Genomic DNA, 19,759 nt, shown 5'->3' on the forward strand with positions numbered 1-19,759 from the left:
GAAGTTTAATTGATTAATCTGCTTAATCCCAAGTCATTCGTTGTAATCTGACTGCGTTTAAAATTGCTAATAATGCTACTCCTACATCTGCAAAAACTGCTTCCCACATTGTGGCTAAACCACCTGCTCCTAATATTAAGACAATAACTTTAACACCAAAAGCTAAAATGATATTCTGCCAAACTATTTTTCGTGTAGAACGACTTATTTTAATGGCTCTAACAACTTTTGAAGGTTGGTCTGTTTGAATAATAACGTCTGCGGTTTCTATTGCGACATCACTACCTAAACCACCCATTGCAATACCAACGTTACTTACTGCTAAAACAGGCGCATCATTAATACCATCACCTATAAAAGCTACTTTATTTTCAGGATTCGACTTTAAAATCTCAACTTCGTTTAATTTATCTTCTGGTAGTAAACCACCTTTAGCATTTTCAATATTTAGTTCTTTTGCAACTTGTTGGGCAATGGAATCTTTATCACCGGAAAGCATCATAATTTTTTTAATGCCTACTTTGTGTAATTCTGTTATAGTTTCTTTTGCATCTTCCTTTAATTCATCTGCTATGACTACATAACCTGCAAATTGATTATCGATTGCAACTAATACTATCGATTCTACAATAGATTCCGTTTCAGATGGAACATTTATATTATTCGCAGTCATTAAGGCTTTATTTCCTACTAAAATTATTTTACCATTAACAATGCCTTTTAATCCTTTACCTGCAATTTCAGAAACTTCTTTTGCTTCAAAATCCTCTCCTTCTGCTTTGTATTCTAAAATGGCTTTAGCAATTGGATGCGTGGATTGTTCTTCCATTGCCATTAGGTATTGCATAAATTCGGCTTCATTCCAACCGAATGCTTTCACCTCTTTGATTTTAAATACACCTTTAGTAACGGTTCCTGTTTTGTCCATTACCAAAGTATTTATCTTGGTCATAGCATCTAAAAAAGAAGCTCCTTTGAATAATATGCCGTTTTTTGAAGCTGCTCCTAATCCACCAAAATAACCTAATGGAATGGAAATTACCAACGCACAAGGACAAGATATTACCAAGAAAATTAATGCTCTGTATAACCAATCTCTAAATACATAATCCTCTACAAAAAAGTAAGGAATGAATATCACGCCAATAGCCAAAAACACAACAATTGGTGTGTAAATACGAGCAAACTGTCTGATGAATAATTCTGTTTTAGACTTACGAGCTGTAGCATTTTGAACCAAGTCTAATATTCTCGCAATAGAACTGTCTTCAAACTTATTGGTTACCTCAACTTCAATTACGCTTTCTAAATTAATACTACCTGCATATACTTTTTCATTACTAACGATTGTATCTGGTTTACTTTCACCTGTTAAAGCTGCCGTATTTAATGATGCTTTTGAGGATAACAACTTACCATCTAATGGGATTTTTTCACCTACTCTAATTTGAATTTTTTCACCAATATTTACATTTTCTGGCGACACACTATTATAATCACCATTACGAAAAACATTAGCTTCTTTAGGTCTAACATCTAATAATGCTTTTATATTTCCTTTTGCACGATTTACAGCAGCACTTTGAAATAATTCTCCTACTGCATAGAACAACATAACAGCAACACCCTCTGGATATTCACCAATAACAAATGCACCAATTGTGGCGATAGACATTAAAAAGAATTCTGTAAAGAAATCGCCTTTTTTAATGCTTTCCCAACCTTCTTTGATAACTGGAAACCCAACAGGAATATATGCTAAAGTGTACCAAACTACTCGAATCCATCCTTCAAATTGAGGAATCGCATCAAAATAATCTACAGCGATACCTACCATTAACATAACAAAACTTATAATAGCAGGAATGTATGTTTTGAATGCACTTCCATTTCCGTGGTCGTGACCATCATCGTGAGAATGTTGTTCTTCTGAATTTGGTTTTAAATCTCTTAAATTAACGTTCTTTTTTTTCATTTAATATTTAATAATTTTTCAATGTCATTGGGAATAGGCATTTGTTTTAATGGTGGCACGTTTGCTCCACCTGTATTACCAAGTGGAACGTGATTTATAAATGATTTCCAACCACCAACAATAAGCCTAATCATTTGACCTATTACTTCTTTAGTATCTTTTTGTCTAAAGCCAAATTTTAGCATTAACCAATGTGAATAGGTATGTTCTATTGGATAAGATTGACCCATGATATGACTGCGTTCTAAATGATACCAAGCATTGCCAAAATGCTTATTTTCTAAACAGAAACTGTATAGTTTTAATTCTTCGTTATACGCCTGTTTCAGACGTATAGGTATTTTAGTATTAAACTTCATATCCATTAATTTTGTGTAAAAGTAGTACAATAGTAAGTGCAATGGAAGTGCATTTGTTATCTACTACATTTATCACAAATACCTTTTACAACCAAGTTTACATTCTCTGAAACAAAGCCATCAGGCACTTTTATTTGCGGAATTTTATGGTCGGTTAAACAAGTTGTTTCATTACAATTATTACAATGAAAATGTAAATGCAAATCATTTTTTATATCACAATTACATCCCTCTTCGCATAGCGCATATTTCGTAATTCCTGTACCATCGTCTATTTGATGTACTATATCTTTTTCTTCAAAAGTTTTAATAGTTCTGTAAAGTGTTGTACGATCAGCTTTTTCAAAAGCATTTTCTATATCACTCAAAGTAACTGCTACCTTTTTTTCAGCAAGAAACTTATAAATTAACAAACGCATCGCTGTAATACGAATATTTTTAGATTCTAAAAGTTGTTCTATTGTTTTCATAATTAATCGTGGTCTTCGTTACCAAATGGTTTAATAATAAGTCCTACACTAAATATAAAACCATCTGTTGGCGCATATATTTCTGGGAAAACAGGATTTTCGTGCGGTGGTAAAACCAAAGGTGAAAACCTGCTTTGTCTTCTATCAGTAAAATTTTCAAAATTTACAAATACACTTCCTAATTTAAAGTTACGCATTACCAATAAACCCATAGTTACAAAGTCTGTAGTTTCTGTTCCATTAGATAAAAACTGTTTGCCAGTATAAAACGTTTCATATCCTATTCGCCATTTTTCAGATTCGTACATCAAAACACTACCTGCGTTATGTTTTGCTGTTAATGGCTTCTGTGGATTGCCAGGTAAATAATTTAGTTTGGTATCAATAAGCGCATAGTTTAAAAACCACCTAAAGTCTTTATATGTAAATTTTATATTTGTTTCTGCTCCTTTACTTAAGATTTCATCTGTTGCATTTTCAAACTGAAACAATCCGTTATCTGTTGAATTTAAAAGCAAGCCATCATTAATAGCAGTCACGTAGAATAATTGATTTATAGAAAAACCAATCTCATCAGATAGTCGCGTTTGATAATTCAAATCAAAATTAACACCATAAGAACGTTCTGCATTTACTGTAGACTTATCTATTGCAAGCACATTTTCAAAGTTAATATATTCTGCTTCTTCTGTAAAAATATCTGGAATCTTATACCCTAAACCTCCACCAATTCTACTTGAAAAGCCACTATTGTTTTTATAGAGTAATGAAATTCTTGGAAGTGGAAAGAAACCGAAATCAGTATTGTAATCTGCTCTTAATCCTGTTTCTAATATCCAATTATCCGATATGTCGTAGATATTATTTGCAAATGCGCCAAAGGTGACATCTTTTTGGTCTCTCTGTAATGGTGCGTTATCATTTTCATCAAAATTTGAGGTATAAAGATTAGCTCCAATTATCCAATCCGTTTTTTCTGATGCTGTATTATATGTAATTTCAGTAAACGTATTTGTTTGTTTGCCATCAAAATTAAAATCAGGAACTGTTAAATTCCTATCGAAAAAAGAGACACTATTTTTAAACTCTAATGAACTAACAGCATCTAATTGCGTTTGATATACTAATTGACTGCTTACTCGTTTTGAGTTGTTTTCTTCTGTGTATTGATGAATACCATCTTCACCACTTTCAATTTTATTAAGATCACCACCAATTCTATCGTCATATGTACCATTTAAACCTAACCAAACGGTTGTATTCTCAGATGGATAATAAAAAAGTTTAGGATTAAAAGAAATTGAAGTTGTTTTTGGTAAGTTACTAAACCCATCACCTTCAGGGTCGTATGCTTTTTGGTAATGAGCAGAGCCATAAAGTGACACACCGAATTTATCAGTTCGTTTGCTATAAAATACATTGGCTGTACTTCCTAATGCTTGTGTTTGCGTGAGCATTATATCTAGAGCAGGTTCATAATCTGGCGTTTTGGATACCATATTTATTAAACCTGCAATTGCACCACCACCATAAAGTGTTGATGAACTTCCTTTAATAATTTCAAATTGTTGTAGGTCTAAAGGTGGGATTTGTAAAATACTTAACCCACTTGAGAAACCACCATATAATGGAAAACCATCTCTTAAAAGTTGAGTGTACCTTCCATCTAAACCTTGAATACGAATATTGGTATTACCACTACTTAATGAGGTTTGTTGCATTTGTATTCCTGTACTTTCACGAAGCACCATAGAAATATTAGTAGGGTTCATTATTGCTTTTTCTCCTAATTCTTCTGCACCTATAAATTCAATACGTGTTGGTATTTTTTTAACCGTTCTTGTACTTCTAGTAGATTGCACTACAATAGTTTCTAATTGATTAGCTCCTTCTTTTAATTTAAAGACTAACGCTGTATTACTTGGAATTTGAATTGAAGTCTCGAATGATTCAAAACCTAAAAATGAAATGATTATTTGATGCTGACCCTCTGGGATTTTTGTAAATTCTGCAATACCATCAAAATTTGTTACTGCTCCTTTTTCTAATGTTTCAAAGTAAACAGTAGCACCCATTAAAGGCTCGTTTTCTTCTGCTGTAATTACTTTTATTTGTATATCTTTTGTTTGTGCCTTTAAAGATAGGCAAAGTATTAATATGAGCTTTATGCTCAATAAGTATTTATTCATTGAATTTTAATTGTAATATTAACTAAATAATTGATTTTATAAACCGTAATAATTTAGCTTATTACTCTTGGTGGTTGCCAAATATTAGATTGGAAATCAAATCTATAAATAGACTGATAAGTAGATATTAATTTTGTAGAAATTTTATTGAAAGTTAATAACTCAAATGTTGCTAAAGGCTCATAAGTTATTGACATACCACAACAATTACAAATACACATACTTGGACAGGTGTCATCACTATCTTCTTGGTGATTGTGGTTCATACTTATTTCATCTTGATGCTGGTCTTCTAAATTTTGACCATCAGAACAAGGCTTTGCCGAAAGCAATAGTATTAATAATGATAATATAATTGTAACATTTTTCACTGTTACAAAGATAGACAAATACTTATGCAATGATTGTGCAAATGTGCTACAAAAACCATAATTTATCTTTAGCGTGATCTTTAATAGGAGCTTGAAAACGAGGTGCTAATTGTGCTACCATTTCTGGATATTTTATGGTAATGGGTACATTTTGTTGTCTTAAAGATTTCCAATACAATCTACTGAATTGATATACCTGTGTTAGTAATTCTAGCACAATATCTGCATCATCAAATGCGTCACTATCAGGACTTGAAATACTTATTTTAATAGGGAAGGGGTAGCCTTCTGTATCTGAATATTTGTAGCTATTTGAATAGCGTACGTTGTTAAATAAAAGGAATTGATTTACTGCAATTCTGATATATGTACCACTTAATGGCATTAATTTATCGCCCCAATTTAAATCGTAGGCAATAATGTCTTGAGATTCTGTTTTGTTAATGTTTAAAATGTATAGCGGAATTTTAAGGTTTAATTTGTTCATCCCCTCTATAATTGGTTTTACGTCTTCGTATTTCATTTCTTTGTAAAAATGAATAACTACTTTGTCTGCTTGTGCTACTGAAGTAAAATCTCTAATGGCAGTTAAAATACTACCAGCTAATAGTTTTGACTCTGATTTACTGAAATATTCAAAGTTTCTAAATAAGCCATTGTTTTGAAAACTAAAGGCACTTGCAATGTATTGTATGTTTTCTGATTGATTTGTAAACGCACCTACACCAATTACTAATTCCTTTTTATCAGTTACAGCAAGTTTCCAAGGTTTACCTCCTAATTTAGCGTGTAAAGCCAATGCCATATTTTGTAAAGAGAATTGAAACGTATATTGATTTTGAATGTTGCCAACCATTTTTTGATAATCGACCACTTGAGTAACAATACCTTCTTTTAAAAATAGTTCTTTGATGTTTACATATATTTCTTTGTCTTCTGTATTTGGTGTGTATTTATCGAAAGGACTTATGTAAAAAGCCGCATATTTTGTAGTGTCGTGATTGAAATTAAAACTTCCTAATTTTTCAATAATTTCAGGCAATGGATGGTTTAGATTGGTATACTCTATAAAATGCTCTTTAGAAGATGAAGCTTTTACGTTTACATAAGCCTCAAAACCTTTGTAATAGTTTTTTTCTGTATTTACACCTTTCATAAAATTAGTGTAGAAATCTTTCACAAAATCTTTATGAGAAGTGTGGCAAATAAAGAAAATTTTTATGTTTGGTTTGACGGGTCTTCTGTAAGGTGTTAAGAAGTTCATTGCCTGTTTAGGCACTAAATGTGTTTTTTTATTACCATAACTATCTTTACCAAATTCTAATAAACCTACATTAGCATCTATATGATTGATTCTGTTTAATGGAACATCTATAAATTCCTCTTTTTTTATCGGTATTATTACTTTAAAGGCATTTGTAAACAAATATTTATTTGCAAATTTGTTAATGAGCTTTGTATAGGTTTGGTATTTGTTTTTGGGTCTATTAACTTCTTCTAAAGTTAGGTTTAATTGTTTAGCGAGTTGAAGATTGAAAATAGGATAAGCATTATTAAAGTCTATTTGATTAAAAGCTTCTTCTTTTTCTGGTGTATCTAAAGGCATTTGATAGTTAATGATCTTGTTTTTATAGATACATTTCTTAACATCCTCTGTATCCTCAATTTCTTGTACTGATGTATTGAGTACTTTAGAAGTACCATCATATGAAATTATCATTTCTGGAAGCTCTGTTAATTTTGCAAATTGTAATTTAAAAGCAAATTTTAGGTATAAAGTGTAATCTTTGGATACTGCTTTTGTTGGTAGCCAAACCTGTATGTTTCTCACAAAGTTTTTAGTAACTATAAAACCTTGTTCTTTACAATAATTTCTTATTTGATGTTTTAGAAATTGCTTGTAGATGCTTAATTCTTTATAATCTGTTAAGTTGATTTTTACACCTATGCTATTTGATGTTTTTATTATAAAAGTGGTGTAGATTTGGTCTAAATTATTAATGCCAATATCTTTAAAAGCATTACAAATTTGCTTTGAAAATTTAGATTTGTGTATGGGGTGAGAATCCTTTAATTCATTAATTGTAAAATAGAAAGTAGGTGTTTTTTTGGGCCAATCGAATGTTAAGACATTCGTTTTTAAGTGTTCTCTCATTTATTTTCTTTTTCATTATTATTTATAAAAGGACATAGCATAATCCCTTTAAATAAAAAATTTATTATAAAACTAAGAAAAAGGGAATTAAAAGAAAGAATAATACCTGCTTATTTCATAATGATTTATTAACACTTGATTGTTTTAATGAAAATATAGCTTATGAGGATATAAAGGATTTAAGGATTTCAAGAAAAAAGCAAAAGAATACTATTTCTTTTGCTTCCTTGATTTCCTTGGAATCCTTAACTTTCTTTAGTAGGAATTGTATAACAATTATGTGCATCTCTATGAATTAAATTGGCTTTTACAAATGTGGTAATATATCCTTCTGCTGTCTTGCTTGGGATTCCTAACTTAGTTGCAGCATCTAAATAATCTTGTCTCGTAAATTTTGCTGAAAGTTCATTTAAAAATCGCTCTTTTTTATTTAACCTTTTTTGGGTTTTAGGCTCAATAGGTAAATCATTAAATACTTTGCTACTGTGTTTTACTAATGTTGAAACTATTGAAACCGAATTATTAAAATCTTCATCTTCACATATTCTAATGGTATTTACATCTCCATCTTCCATAATTCTTAACACCGAGAAAACCATCATTAATCGAAATGCAATTAAACCTAATCTTCTAATGGTTGCAATGTATTCTTCTGGCTGCAAGTTCAAATATTTGGTTTGTAAGGATTCAAAAAAAGTATTGAACTCTACTTGCTGTTTAGCTGATAGTTGAATTTCAATCTCAGCATTATTTTTTAAGGTTTTATAAAGTTCTAAAAATTGAAGTCCTAAATTATTATAATAATCGTCTAAATTTAATTTATTGCTATTATTAAAAACGTTTTTCCAAACTGGTTTTATGTTCATATAGTAAAACATAAACCTACTAAACAACCCATTTTCTGCATTCGGAATTAAGGTAGCTACTTGTTTTGGTGTACCTGATAGAATTGTAGATAAACAAGGCCTTTCAATATCTACATATTCTCTGTCTGTTCTTCTATAATAACTTATGGTTTCGTGATGAAAGGCTTTTCTAAAACCATCGGAATAATTACCATAATCGCTTTTAAAGGCCTGTGCAAGTGTATCGCCTTCTGTTTCAAAAATTAACCCTTTCCCTTCATTGTCAGAAATTAATTGATAAACGCCTGTAACACTATTGTTAGCAGGAATGAATAGCATTTGTTCTGGAGGTTTACTTGGTTTTTCTGCTTTTTCACTTTTCCCTTTATGTAAATTGTACATATTCATTTCTGAATCGTATTGTTGCTTTAATACTTTAGATTGTTCTCTTTTTGATTTATGAACAGGGTCTACTAAGTTTTTAATTTTGTTTAATCTTCCTTTTCCTGCAGAGGCAGGAGCAGTAACAAATAAATACAAGTTGCTATACACTTTGTTTTGGTCGTAAATACCGAACAACTTCGGTAAACAAGCACTAAAAGCTGTAACAGCGCCTAACAATAAAATATCTTTTTCTTCTGCACTAGATGCTGGTTCAACCACTAATTTTAAAAATTCTGGAATTGTTTGATATACATTATCAGAAATTGTTGGTAATGTAGCTTTAATGGTTTCAGTTGATGCTGCATTCTCTGTTGCAACAATGTTGATTTCTTGTTGTATTGGTATTTTAATACCTGCTTGATGCATATGATGGTATAATGTTGCAATGGTAATTCCGTGACCTTTTGCGTTGATGCATTTGGAATATTGTTCATCGCAATCTTTACTATCATAACTTGAATAGAATTTACTTATTCTGTGAAAATAATCTCTTCCAGATTCGCCATATTCTTCTGCAATAGCGAAACCAATGTTTCGCCAATTTGTATAGTCACCTGTAATATCTATTTTAGATTGTTCTATTGCAGCAATATATTGCTCTATTTTATCTTTATTAAAAGTATTGTTATCTATTGCAATAGTTTTAGCAATAGGAGTTGTAATAGTTTTGTTCTTCTTATTGCTGGCATTTGTATCATTGATTTTTTTAGGAATGTTTAGCCATTCTTTTGGATTGAATTGTTTGTTCATAATATTTGATGTCTTTTGTTAATAAAAGCAGTTGGATCATATGATAAAAAACAAGCTCTGGAAACGTCTTTACCTGATTGGTCTACTTTAATTTTGTAAGTGATATTTAAATAATTGGCTACTGCCTTAAAATATTCTGCATGTGAAATTTCAGAAATATCTATATTAATAATCCATTTTAAACCTGCTCCAGAAGGAGAGGTAAACAATAGTTCTGTATCAAAATAGGCATCATTCAGTAAAATACCTTTTAACTCTTTTAGGTTGTCTAAATGATCAAAATCTAGGGTTAACAGTTTTGAGTGTTTTATTAGATTTTTGTCATTTCTTTTCTTAAAAATTCCAGAAAAAGTAACATAGTCGAAATTGTTAGCTTTGAATTTTCGAGCTTCTTTAACATCTACAATTTTTCTATAATTCTCTGTAGTAGATTTGTATTTATCACTTGTTATCAATTTATGAATTTGATGTAACCACAATGAATCAGCAGGAAAGACATTTCTAATAGGGGCTTTGAAAAAGCTACATTTTGCAATCCAAGTATTTTCTGCATTATGAAAAAAAGTTTCTTCTTCTATCTCTTTAACTTCAAGATTTAAATTCAATACTTCATTTATCGTGTTCAATAATTCTTTACAATTAGAAGTTTTAAAATACATTTGAGCAAAATCAAAAACATCACCTTTAAAGCTATTTAATTCAGTATCATTATGTATTGCAATATTTTTATCAATACTGATGTTTAATGTTTCTCTATCCTTATTAAATGGATTTTTAGTTATTCTGCAGTTCCTTCCTGTTAAGGAAAGAACTGTTTGATTAGAATAATACTGTTTCAATATATAGGCGTAAATTTTTATCCCATAATGTGTTTTATTGAGTATTGCTGCTTTACTTATTTCCATGATTTTTAAAATTATGGTTGTAGTAATTGTCTTGCAGTAGTTGCTCTATATCTGACACTTTATAGTAAAATTTACCTTGAATTTTGCTATATGGTATTGTACCATTACTTCTAAAAGTTTGTAATGTTCGTTTACTAATATGTAAGGTTTGCATTACTTCTTGATTGTCTATCCAATTATCTTTAAACTTATCAGTTTTTTGATATTTGATTAATTCTATACGTGCTTTAATGTCTTTTATTTCTTGTGACATCGTTAGTAGCAAATCGATTATTTCAGTCATAGCTTTATTTTTCCTTTAGAGATTAAAAAATTAGCTGCCTGTTGTTCGATTTCGTCTAATGAATCAATTTTATTACGCAGTAACCATTGGTCTAATTCGGGTCTATTGAAATAGATTTTTTTACCATTTGGTTTGTAATGTGGAATTGCTCCTGTACTTGTTAATTTGTATAAGTGAGATTGAGATAACTCTAAATACTTACACGTTTCATTAAAATTTAATACTTGTTTTTGCAATGTTTGTTGCTCAACTATGAGCTTTTCAATGCTGTTTAATTTTTCGATGATAATTGTGTCCATCTTTAAATTGATTTAAAAAATAAATTAGGACATCTGGCCAAATGTCATTCTTGGTTTTCAAGAACAGGACAAATGAACAAAGAAGAGAAAGTAAAAATAAAAGTGGAAATGGTAATGCTTATAAACTGCTAATAATTAGTATGTTAATATCTGTAATGGAATTGATAAATGGAAGTAAATTAACGATTACCGAATTTTGTTAGGTAGATTCTGTAAGAAGTATTCATTACTTATTAATTCATTTCGTTTTTCAGCATCATTTTCGAATATTTTAAATTGCTTACGTGCATCAGTATTGTATCTATTATTTAAAAACCTAACAATATCTGTGTTTTTAATTTTTTTGAAAGGTGTAATTCTGACTGAATTGAAATAGCCTTTTTGAATAAAGAGAAAATATAAGATACCTAAAATAGATTTGTTTTTTTTGGCTGCATTGTAAACAAAATTATAGTCTTTATCAATAATATCTGCTTCAAACATTATTTGTTCAGCTCTACTAAAGCTTTTCGAATCTTTTACAATGTCATCATATTTTAAAATGTTATTATTGGTAGGTCTATGGGGTAAGTCATTTGATATTGGTCTAAATGGTGTTGTTTCTACTTTAGTTGCAATAACAGGTTCTTTTTTAGAATATGGAATTATTTCAATTTCATCTAAAACTTCATTAAAATAAAACTTATAAACTTCTTCAACAGACAAATAATCTTCATCACCATATTTGGCAAAGCGTTCTTGCAACTCTAAAAACAACCAGATCATATTTGTTTTTAAATATTGAATTACATAAGTATTTTCTTCTTGTATAGTTGTTCTATCGTAGTTATACTTTTCTATATATTCATCAACTTCAATTAAGTACTGTTTGAACTCATTAAAGTTTATTTTATATTTGAAAGTATGTTCGTATTCTGTTGCGTTTTCTGGAAAACTATCAATTAGTTTATTGAACTTTTTACAAGCTTCATTATCAATTAACTTTTTATAATATTTTCTTTTAGAACCTAAATCTCTTTCAGTAAAATTGATACTAAATAGAGGTGTTGTTTTGTAAGACGCATTATTTTTTACTTTCTTGTTAAGCTCTTTATATTCTTTTTCTGTGCTACTATCTTTATGTATGCCTTCTGTGATTGATAATAGAGATGTAAAAATATCTTTCTTCATTATAAGTCTAAATTTATTTTGTTAGCAGCTTCTCTTTTTTTGTCGTCTATTACCTTTGCGTAAATTTGAGTTGTTCTCAATTCTTTATGACCTAGTAGTTTTGAAACCGTATAAATATCTGTTCCTAAGGTTAATTGTAGGGTAGCATAGGTGTGTCTTGCACAATGGAAAGTTATGGTTTTATTAATTCCTGCTTTCATCATCCATTGTTGTAATTTTAAGTTTGACCAAGCACTATAATTCAATCCTTTAAAAATTTGGTTTTCTTGATTATCTTCTTCACCTAATAATTTTCGTGCTTGTTCTGATATAGGAAGGGTTTGCGTTCCTTTTGTTTTCTTTTGAGTGAATCTGATGTAATACCCCATTTCTTTAGAATGTTGAATTTCTGACCATTTTAATTTTACTATATCAGACCATCGTAATCCTGTTAATGTTGAAAATATAAAAGCAGTTTTTAAAATTGGAATTGCACATTCTGTTTTTGCTGCTGCTTGTAATTCGTCTAAAGTTAGAAATTCACGTTGAGGTTCTCCTTGTTTAAAATGTTTTACATTTTGACCAGGATTCACTTTTAGAATATCATCTTTAACAGCTTGTTTTAGTGCAGCCATAAATTTACCAAAATAAGAATGCTTTGAGTTTTGAGATAGTTTTTTACCAGCTCTACCAATGGCATCTTTATCTAAATAATTTCTGAAATTCTCTACAAACGTTTTATCAACATCTTTAAAGCTAATATCATTAGAACAAAATTTATCTAAGTGCTTTAGCATACCATTCCAATTACCATAGTTACCAGAACTATTGTTTTTGGTTTCAGCTAATGTCTTAATGTAACTAATAAAACTACCTTTTAATTTTTCAAGACTATCAAAACCATAGATTCCATTTTGTAATTCAATTTGTCGTTGAGCGCAAATAGTTTCAGCAAGTTGTTGTGTTTTTTTGTTGACTTCTCTCTCTGTGGAGGTTTTAGGGTTAGGAGTGAGGTAAAGTCTTAAGTATTCTGTTTTCCTCTTTCCCTTGTGATAATAGTCGAGATATAAACTAATGTTTTTATTCTTCTTTCTTTTTCTTAGCGTAACTTTCATAGTTTATTCATTAAATAAATTTTCAATTTGTTTTTTTGATAGAATTCTTTTCCTGCCAAAAGGAACAGCTTTAAGACGTCCATTTTGTACCATTCTTTGAATAGTCCATCTACTTACACCTATGAGCTGAGAAGCTTCAGTAATACTCAAATACTCTTTATTTGTATTCAGAAAAGTATTCGTATTATCTTTTGAATTACTTGTAATTTCATTTACAGAAATTGCAGTATTTATTTTTTCAGCTCTTTTTCTGAGCTTCCAAGCTTTTTTACTACAAGAACTCCCACAATATTTAGTAACTGTTGTTCGAGCTGTAAAGGTCTTATTACATTGCTGACAATTTTTTAAAAGATATATGTTACTACTCATTCTTTTGGTGCATTAAGTAGCCTTATGGGTCAATAGGTAGTATTATGGTGCATAATAATTCCTATGTGTTTTTATTTGTCTGTTTGGGCAACAAATAATGGATTAAGGCAACGATTATACAACGAATTTAATCAAAAAAGACGTAATAAACAACAAATAAAGGAAGATGTTATTGTATAAAACAAAGAAAAACAGCTAGTTATGAAATAAAAGAAAGAAGGTTACTTTCCAATACAAAAATTAGAGAAGATATGACCCAATATATCTTTATCTACATCATAATCTCCAGTAATTGCGCCTAAATGACGTAAACATTCTCTAATATCAATTGAAAACAAATCTGTAGAAATTTCTAAATCAATTCCTTTTTGAACGCTAGAAATTGCAATTAAGGCATTATTTAAAGCCTCAAAATGTCTTGAATTCGTAACTATAGTTTCGTTGTTACTTAATGCACCAATATTCACTAAGGAGGTTAACTCTTGCTTTAATTCATCTATACCAACATTGTTTTTTGCAGACAAAGACATAAGATTGTCAATATTGGATTTTAATTGCTCAAATTCTTCTGTCGGAATTAAATCGATTTTATTGGCAACTACCAACAATTTTTTATTTTGAAATCGTTGTTGAATAGCTTCAATTTCTGCCAATCTATTTTCTTTATTTTCTGATTTAGCATCAATAAGAAATATGATTAACTGTGCATTTTCTGCTTTTTCGTAAGCTTTTTTAATACCAATATTTTCTACAATATCTTCTGTTTTTCTAATACCTGCAGTATCTATAAATCTAAAGGCAACACCTTCTATAATTAATTCATCTTCTATAGCGTCTCTTGTAGTACCAGCAATGTCAGATACAATAGCTCTTTCTTCGTTTAATAAAGCATTTAAAAGGGTAGATTTACCCACATTTGGCTCTCCAATAATTGCAACAGGAATTCCGTTTTTCATTGCGTTACCAAACGAAAACGAATCGATTAATCTTTTTAAAACTTGGGTTATTTTAGCAACTAATTCTTTAAATTTTGTTCTATCTGCAAATTCAACATCTTCTCCAGAAAAATCGAGTTCTAGTTCTATTAATGCTGCAAAATCTAATAATTGCCCTCTAAGTTCTTTAAGTTCATTAGAAATACCACCTCTCATTTGCTGAATTGCCATAACATGGCTTGCTTCTGAATTAGAGGCTATAACGTCTGCCACTGCTTCTGCTTGCGATAAATCCATCTTTCCATTTAGGAAAGCTCGCATTGTAAATTCGCCATTATCTGCCATTCTACAACCATTTTTTAGGAATAGCTGTATAATTTCTTGTTGAATGTAAGTAGAGCCATGACAAGATATTTCTACTACATTTTCTCCTGTATAAGAATTCGGATTTTTAAAAACTGAAACTAATACTTCATCTAAAATTAATCCATTATTTACAATGTGCCCTAAATGAATGGTATGTGTTTTTTGATCTGTAAGTTTTTTATCTTTTTTTATTGATTTAAAGAAAGAATCTGCAATAGTAATTGCTTTATTTCCAGAAAGCCTAATAACAGAAATAGCACCTAATCCAGAAGGTGTGGCTAATGCAATTATAGTATCGTTTTTAATCATATTGCAAAAATACATAAAGAATTTAGGACATAATAAAAAAGCGCAACACTTTGCAGTGTTACGCTTTTAAATAGGGTTTTCTTTTTCTTTTATTTTTTACATTCTACTATAGTTAGAAACTTTTACATCAATTTCTTCTCCATTAGATAAACTTAAAGTATAGTTTCCTTCTTTCATAATATTGTTAACGTCTTTGTGCATTACAGCTGTTTTATCTGTAATTTTATCTATGCTTACAGAACTATCTTCAGCATTAATTACAATACCTTCATTAGTTAAAGTAAAGTTTACATCGCCTTTAACTGGTTTTGTGTAGTTAAATTCCACAAAGCTATCATAGGCAGCATCTGTATCATTATCTAATCTAATTTTTTTAGTTACTTGAGCAGGCATATAAATAATATCTTGATTCAATTTATATTTATCTGCAGGGTCTAACATTACTGGAGTGTATACCTCTGTAACAACAAATTGTTTTACAAAATATCTATCTCCTTTACCATTATTTAATTCTGTTTTTTCAAAATCTGTAGTTACCCATTTATCTGACATGTTTGGATCTCCTTTTTGAGCAATTGCAGTTCCTGATAATAATAATCCCAATCCTAATACTGTTAATTTTAAAGTTTTCATAATGTAATTCTTTTAAAGGTTAAATTTTTTGGCGCTTTCTTTTTCAAAGCATACTTATTGTACACTACAAATATAATTGCGTTCTAAGCTTTAGGTTAACTCTTATAAAAATCAGTTTAACTCAATTGTAAAATAGTATCTTATTTGATTATGTTCAATTTATAAAACACAAAAAAAGGTTTAATACAAAATGTATTAAACCTTTAATTTTACTCTGTGAGGTATATCATTACATTCTCTCGTAATTTGATATTTTTAAATCAACTTTTTGTCCATCAGTTAATTCAATTACATATTCACCTTCATTTTTAATTCTTTTATCTTTAATGTTAGAAAACATTACTTCAGAATTTTTATCCCACATTTTTCTTACAAATAAATCATCTTTATCTGTTAAAATGATAATACCATCTTTGGTTAAGGTAAAATCTAAATCAAACTCATCTGATTTGTTATAGGTAAATTCTACTTCTCTATCATATAATGCATCTGCATCATAATCTAATTTAATGGTTTTTGTAATTTGAGCCGGCATGAAAATGATATCCTGATTTAACTTATATCTATCTTCTGGATCTAGCATTACTGGTGTAAAAACCTCTGTGATTTCTAACATTGTAATTTCATCTACATCATACTCATCAGAATCAACTTCCATTGTTACTACATCTTTAGTAATCCACTTATCTGACATGTCTAAATCTGCTTCTTGTGCAAATAAACCTGATGTTGCGAATACTAATCCTAATACTGTTAATTTTAAATTTTTCATAATTATTTTTTTAATTGTTAATACTAATACTAAACCATTTATTACTCCTGGTTCTGGGAATTATTTGATTTTGCCAATTGATTTTGAATATCTAATTTGTTAGAAAACTCTAATGTTCTAATTGGGAATGGAATGTTTATTCCTTCTTTATCAAATGCTTTTTTAATTTCTATAATTGCTTTACTCTTAGCTTTTAATTTTTCTAATGCATTTTGAGAATCTACCCAAAATCTGCATAAGAAATTAATAGAACTATCAGCAAATTCTGTAAAGTAAAACTCTACATGTTTGTCTATTTCTTTTTGATTAAAGTTGCTGGTAATAACCTCTTTTGTTAAAGCTTCTACCTTTTCTAAATCTGCTCCATACTCAACACCACATTCGATAGATATTCTCATTTTAGTGGTTAAAGAGTAATTTTTAAACGGATTTTCTAAAATGGTTTTATTAGGAATTACAACCATGTTGTTATCTGCTTCTTTAATAACAAAGTAGTTTAGGTTAATATCTATAACTTCACCAGAATAACCATTGGTTTCTACCCAATTACCAATACCTAAATTTTTTCTGAAAGATAAAACGATACCCGAAATTGTGTTAGATAATGTGCCTTGTAAAGCCAAACCAATAACAATACCAGAAACACCTGCTGCAGACACAATGGTTTTTAAAGTATCGTCGAACTTTAAAATGGTCATTGCAAAGTATAGACCTAATAAAAAGATTAGGGCAGATGCAACTCTAGATACAAGATTTCTTACAGATTTTTGACTAATTCTATTTCCTATAGCTTTGTTTACAAAAGAGCTAATTGCTCTTGATGCGAAATAGGATACTATTAGAACTACAATTGCGATAGCAATATTTGGTATGTTTTTAATAAACACATCTTTCCATAATTCTAATTTTTCGATAATTTTATTCATTTTTTGGCTTTAAGTTTGGTTAATTTCTATTTTACAAAACTGGTGTTTAGTTCATCTTGGGTATCTTTAGACCAAGCATTTAACATCCAAGTTGATTTTTCTAATTCTCTTATATAGGCTCCAATTAAATCTACAGTACCTTCATCATTTGCTTTATTAGCTCTATCTATAATTTTACCTAACTGTTCCAGTAAAATACTATGATCATTGATAATGTCTTTCACCATCTCTTCATCAGATAATAATGGGCTAGACTCTTTAATTTTTGAAACTTCTATATAGTCTGATAATTTACTGATTGGGTGATACCTTAAGGTAATTATTCGTTCTGCAATTTCATCGATTTTTACTCTGGTAACATTATACATTTCCTCGAACTTATTGTGCAAGTCAAAAAAATTTTTACCTAGAATATTCCAATGAAAATTTCTTAGTTTTTGATAATAAACATGGTAATCTGCTAAAAGTACATTTAGCTCTGTTACCACTGGTAATACTTTGTGATTGTCTAAGTTTAAATAATTCATTGTTTTTCATTTATAATTACTCTACAAAAGTAATAGCTAAGGTTAGCTTGGCTTTGCTCATTTAATTTTAAGCTTGACTCAATCAATTTTTGAATAACAATAATTATTTTTGTAGTAAAGTATTGTTTATCTGATTATTTAAAATGAAAAAAATAAAATATGATGTAACATTTTAAATTGATTCGCGTCCAATAATTACAAACCAAACTAAAGATGATGAAAGAAAATAGACAATTATTAGTATTAACCCATTTAAGCCAATTATTAGATTTTGTATCAGGTATAGGTGGCTTTATAGTTCCTTTAATTTTGTGGGCAACTAAAAAAGATGAGGTTTATGATATGGATGAACATGGTAAGGCAATTCTAAATTTTAGAATTTCTATGTTTCTGTATGTTCTAATTTGTATTCCTTTAATTCTATTATTAGGTTTGGGTATTTTAGGACTAATTGTTTTAGGTTTTGCCTACTTGATTTTTCCAATAACCAATGCTGTTAAGGCTAGCAATAACGAACCACCTAGTTATCCTTTTTCCATAAAATTTATAAAATAAAAAAAACGCCTGAAAAGGCGTTTTTTTTATATCGCTTGTTTTATAAAGTCTTCATATTCGTAGAAAAATAATTCAAACTTAGACATTTCTTCTACAAAAAATTCATAGCAATCTCTCCAAGTATCTTTATTGTAAATGCTAAATTTATTATCAAAAGGAACATAAATTCTATGAATTTGTTTGCCACTCTCTAACTCGTAAGAATTATCGAAAATTATTTCTGGTATTTCGTTCGTTAATAAGGTTTTTAGAGATAGCATTTGGTCAAAAAGTAGCTCGTTTGCAATTTCTTCTGGATGCTCTATATCTAAACAAACCATCGCTTTTTTTCTATCAGCTACAAATTTAAAGGCAAAACCTTTAATTTTTGTATTGTACAAAAGCCATTTTCTAGGAAAGGACTTTCCAAAGCTTGTCCAGAATAATTTACGTAATTGTGCTGCTTCTTCTTTAGAAAACATGTTTCTATGTAATTTTATCCGTGAATTTTAGCTACATGGCCTCTTTCTTTCATCATTTCTGCTTCAAAAGCTAAGAGAGCTGCCCATTTAGTATCTACTATTTCTCTATCTTGATAATCTCTGGCATATTTTAAGAACGTTGTGTAGTGGTTGGCTTCAGAAATCATAAGATTTTTGTAGAATTTTTTCAATTCTTCATCCTCCATATTTTCAGAGAATACTTTAAAACGTTCACAACTTCTAGCTTCAATTAGAGCAGCAACTAATAAACGTTGAACTAAAGCATCTGTTCTGTTTTTTGTTTTTGGAAAAAACTTTTGTAAACGAACTGCGTAATCATTCTTTTGCTCTCTTCCTAAAACCATTCCACGTTTTACCATTAAAAGATGCACCATTTTAAAGTGTTGCATTTCCTCAATAGCAATATTGCTCATCTCTTTTACAAGTTCGGTTTCTTCAGAATAATTAATAATGATAGATACTGCATTAGAAGCTGCTTTTTGTTCTAAAAAAGCATGATCTGTTAATATTTGTTCTAAATTAACTTTTGCAATTTCTGCCCAAGAAGTTTCTGTTTCAAATTGTAAGCCTAACATA

General features: G+C 29.5%; 21 protein-coding genes. 1 reads left to right on the forward strand and 20 read right to left on the reverse strand.

Annotation, left to right across the window (positions count from 1 at the left end; genetic code table 11):
- Positions 1-22 precede the first annotated feature (22 nt).
- The 18 genes from V7R38_RS08810 to V7R38_RS08895 form a co-directional block, all read right to left on the reverse strand.
- On the reverse strand, positions 23-1,975 hold the full coding sequence (locus tag V7R38_RS08810; protein WP_334057666.1) for a heavy metal translocating P-type ATPase: 1,953 nt from the start codon (positions 1,973-1,975) through the stop codon (positions 23-25).
- Entirely contained in the window at positions 1,972-2,334 is a 363-nt protein-coding gene (locus V7R38_RS08815; protein WP_334058651.1) for a DUF3703 domain-containing protein, read from the reverse strand. The genes V7R38_RS08810 and V7R38_RS08815 overlap by 4 nt, the downstream gene beginning before the upstream one ends.
- Before the next feature lie 56 nt (positions 2,335-2,390).
- Entirely contained in the window at positions 2,391-2,804 is a 414-nt protein-coding gene (locus V7R38_RS08820; protein ID WP_334057668.1) for a Fur family transcriptional regulator, read from the reverse strand.
- 2 nt (positions 2,805-2,806) lie between these two features.
- On the reverse strand, positions 2,807-4,993 hold the full coding sequence (locus V7R38_RS08825; RefSeq protein WP_334057670.1) for a TonB-dependent receptor: 2,187 nt from the start codon (positions 4,991-4,993) through the stop codon (positions 2,807-2,809).
- 53 nt (positions 4,994-5,046) lie between these two features.
- Positions 5,047-5,364 carry a DUF6660 family protein gene (locus V7R38_RS08830; RefSeq protein ID WP_334057672.1) on the reverse strand — a complete coding sequence of 106 codons (318 nt, stop codon included), beginning with the start codon at positions 5,362-5,364 and terminating at the stop codon, positions 5,047-5,049.
- Between the two features lie 46 nt (positions 5,365-5,410).
- The gene (locus V7R38_RS08835; RefSeq protein WP_334057674.1) at positions 5,411-7,519 is read right to left on the reverse strand and encodes a Piwi domain-containing protein; all 2,109 of its coding nucleotides are present in this window, start codon (positions 7,517-7,519) and stop codon (positions 5,411-5,413) included.
- A 245-nt stretch (positions 7,520-7,764) separates the two neighbouring features.
- Positions 7,765-9,558: a DUF3987 domain-containing protein gene (locus V7R38_RS08840; RefSeq protein ID WP_334057676.1), complete on the reverse strand. Its 1,794-nt coding sequence runs from the start codon at positions 9,556-9,558 to the stop codon at positions 7,765-7,767.
- Positions 9,555-10,397, reverse strand: coding sequence for a BT4734/BF3469 family protein (locus V7R38_RS08845; protein WP_334057678.1), 843 nt, complete (start codon positions 10,395-10,397; stop codon positions 9,555-9,557). Before V7R38_RS08845 ends, V7R38_RS08840 begins: the two co-directional genes overlap by 4 nt.
- A 52-nt stretch (positions 10,398-10,449) precedes the next feature.
- Positions 10,450-10,746 (reverse strand): helix-turn-helix domain-containing protein, encoded by a 297-nt coding sequence (locus V7R38_RS08850; protein WP_334057680.1) that lies wholly within the window; start codon positions 10,744-10,746, stop codon positions 10,450-10,452.
- The gene (locus V7R38_RS08855) at positions 10,743-11,045 is read right to left on the reverse strand and encodes a helix-turn-helix domain-containing protein (RefSeq protein ID WP_334057682.1); all 303 of its coding nucleotides are present in this window, start codon (positions 11,043-11,045) and stop codon (positions 10,743-10,745) included. Before V7R38_RS08855 ends, V7R38_RS08850 begins: the two co-directional genes overlap by 4 nt.
- A gap of 186 nt (positions 11,046-11,231) precedes the next feature.
- Positions 11,232-12,215 (reverse strand): DUF6617 family protein, encoded by a 984-nt coding sequence (locus tag V7R38_RS08860; protein WP_334057684.1) that lies wholly within the window; start codon positions 12,213-12,215, stop codon positions 11,232-11,234.
- The gene (locus V7R38_RS08865) at positions 12,215-13,309 is read right to left on the reverse strand and encodes a site-specific integrase (RefSeq protein WP_334057686.1); all 1,095 of its coding nucleotides are present in this window, start codon (positions 13,307-13,309) and stop codon (positions 12,215-12,217) included. The genes V7R38_RS08860 and V7R38_RS08865 overlap by 1 nt, the downstream gene beginning before the upstream one ends.
- 3 nt (positions 13,310-13,312) lie before the next feature.
- Positions 13,313-13,678: an excisionase family DNA-binding protein gene (locus V7R38_RS08870; protein WP_334057688.1), complete on the reverse strand. Its 366-nt coding sequence runs from the start codon at positions 13,676-13,678 to the stop codon at positions 13,313-13,315.
- Between the two features lie 221 nt (positions 13,679-13,899).
- Positions 13,900-15,288 carry a tRNA uridine-5-carboxymethylaminomethyl(34) synthesis GTPase MnmE gene (gene mnmE, locus V7R38_RS08875; protein WP_334057690.1) on the reverse strand — a complete coding sequence of 463 codons (1,389 nt, stop codon included), beginning with the start codon at positions 15,286-15,288 and terminating at the stop codon, positions 13,900-13,902.
- A 96-nt stretch (positions 15,289-15,384) separates the two neighbouring features.
- Positions 15,385-15,921: a hypothetical protein gene (locus V7R38_RS08880; protein WP_334057692.1), complete on the reverse strand. Its 537-nt coding sequence runs from the start codon at positions 15,919-15,921 to the stop codon at positions 15,385-15,387.
- 229 nt (positions 15,922-16,150) lie between these two features.
- Positions 16,151-16,693 (reverse strand): hypothetical protein, encoded by a 543-nt coding sequence (locus V7R38_RS08885; protein WP_334057693.1) that lies wholly within the window; start codon positions 16,691-16,693, stop codon positions 16,151-16,153.
- Positions 16,694-16,734: 41 nt separating this feature from the next.
- Positions 16,735-17,619: a mechanosensitive ion channel family protein gene (locus tag V7R38_RS08890; RefSeq protein ID WP_334057694.1), complete on the reverse strand. Its 885-nt coding sequence runs from the start codon at positions 17,617-17,619 to the stop codon at positions 16,735-16,737.
- A 26-nt stretch (positions 17,620-17,645) separates the two neighbouring features.
- On the reverse strand, positions 17,646-18,146 hold the full coding sequence (locus V7R38_RS08895) for a Dps family protein (RefSeq protein ID WP_015480387.1): 501 nt from the start codon (positions 18,144-18,146) through the stop codon (positions 17,646-17,648).
- Positions 18,147-18,362: 216 nt separating this feature from the next.
- Between V7R38_RS08895 and V7R38_RS08900 the strand changes: the two genes are divergently transcribed.
- Positions 18,363-18,701, forward strand: coding sequence for a DUF4870 domain-containing protein (locus tag V7R38_RS08900; protein WP_015480386.1), 339 nt, complete (start codon positions 18,363-18,365; stop codon positions 18,699-18,701).
- Positions 18,702-18,727: 26 nt separating this feature from the next.
- Here the strand turns inward: V7R38_RS08900 and V7R38_RS08905 are convergent, their stop codons facing one another.
- Positions 18,728-19,162 carry a DUF4268 domain-containing protein gene (locus V7R38_RS08905; protein ID WP_334057698.1) on the reverse strand — a complete coding sequence of 145 codons (435 nt, stop codon included), beginning with the start codon at positions 19,160-19,162 and terminating at the stop codon, positions 18,728-18,730.
- Between the two features lie 14 nt (positions 19,163-19,176).
- Complete coding sequence (locus V7R38_RS08910; protein ID WP_334057700.1) at positions 19,177-19,758, reverse strand: tRNA-(ms[2]io[6]A)-hydroxylase; 582 nt, start codon at positions 19,756-19,758, stop codon at positions 19,177-19,179.
- Between the last annotated feature and the right edge of the window lies 1 nt (position 19,759).

Source organism: Polaribacter sp. P097 (genome assembly GCF_036864555.1).
Taxonomy (GTDB): domain Bacteria; phylum Bacteroidota; class Bacteroidia; order Flavobacteriales; family Flavobacteriaceae; genus Polaribacter.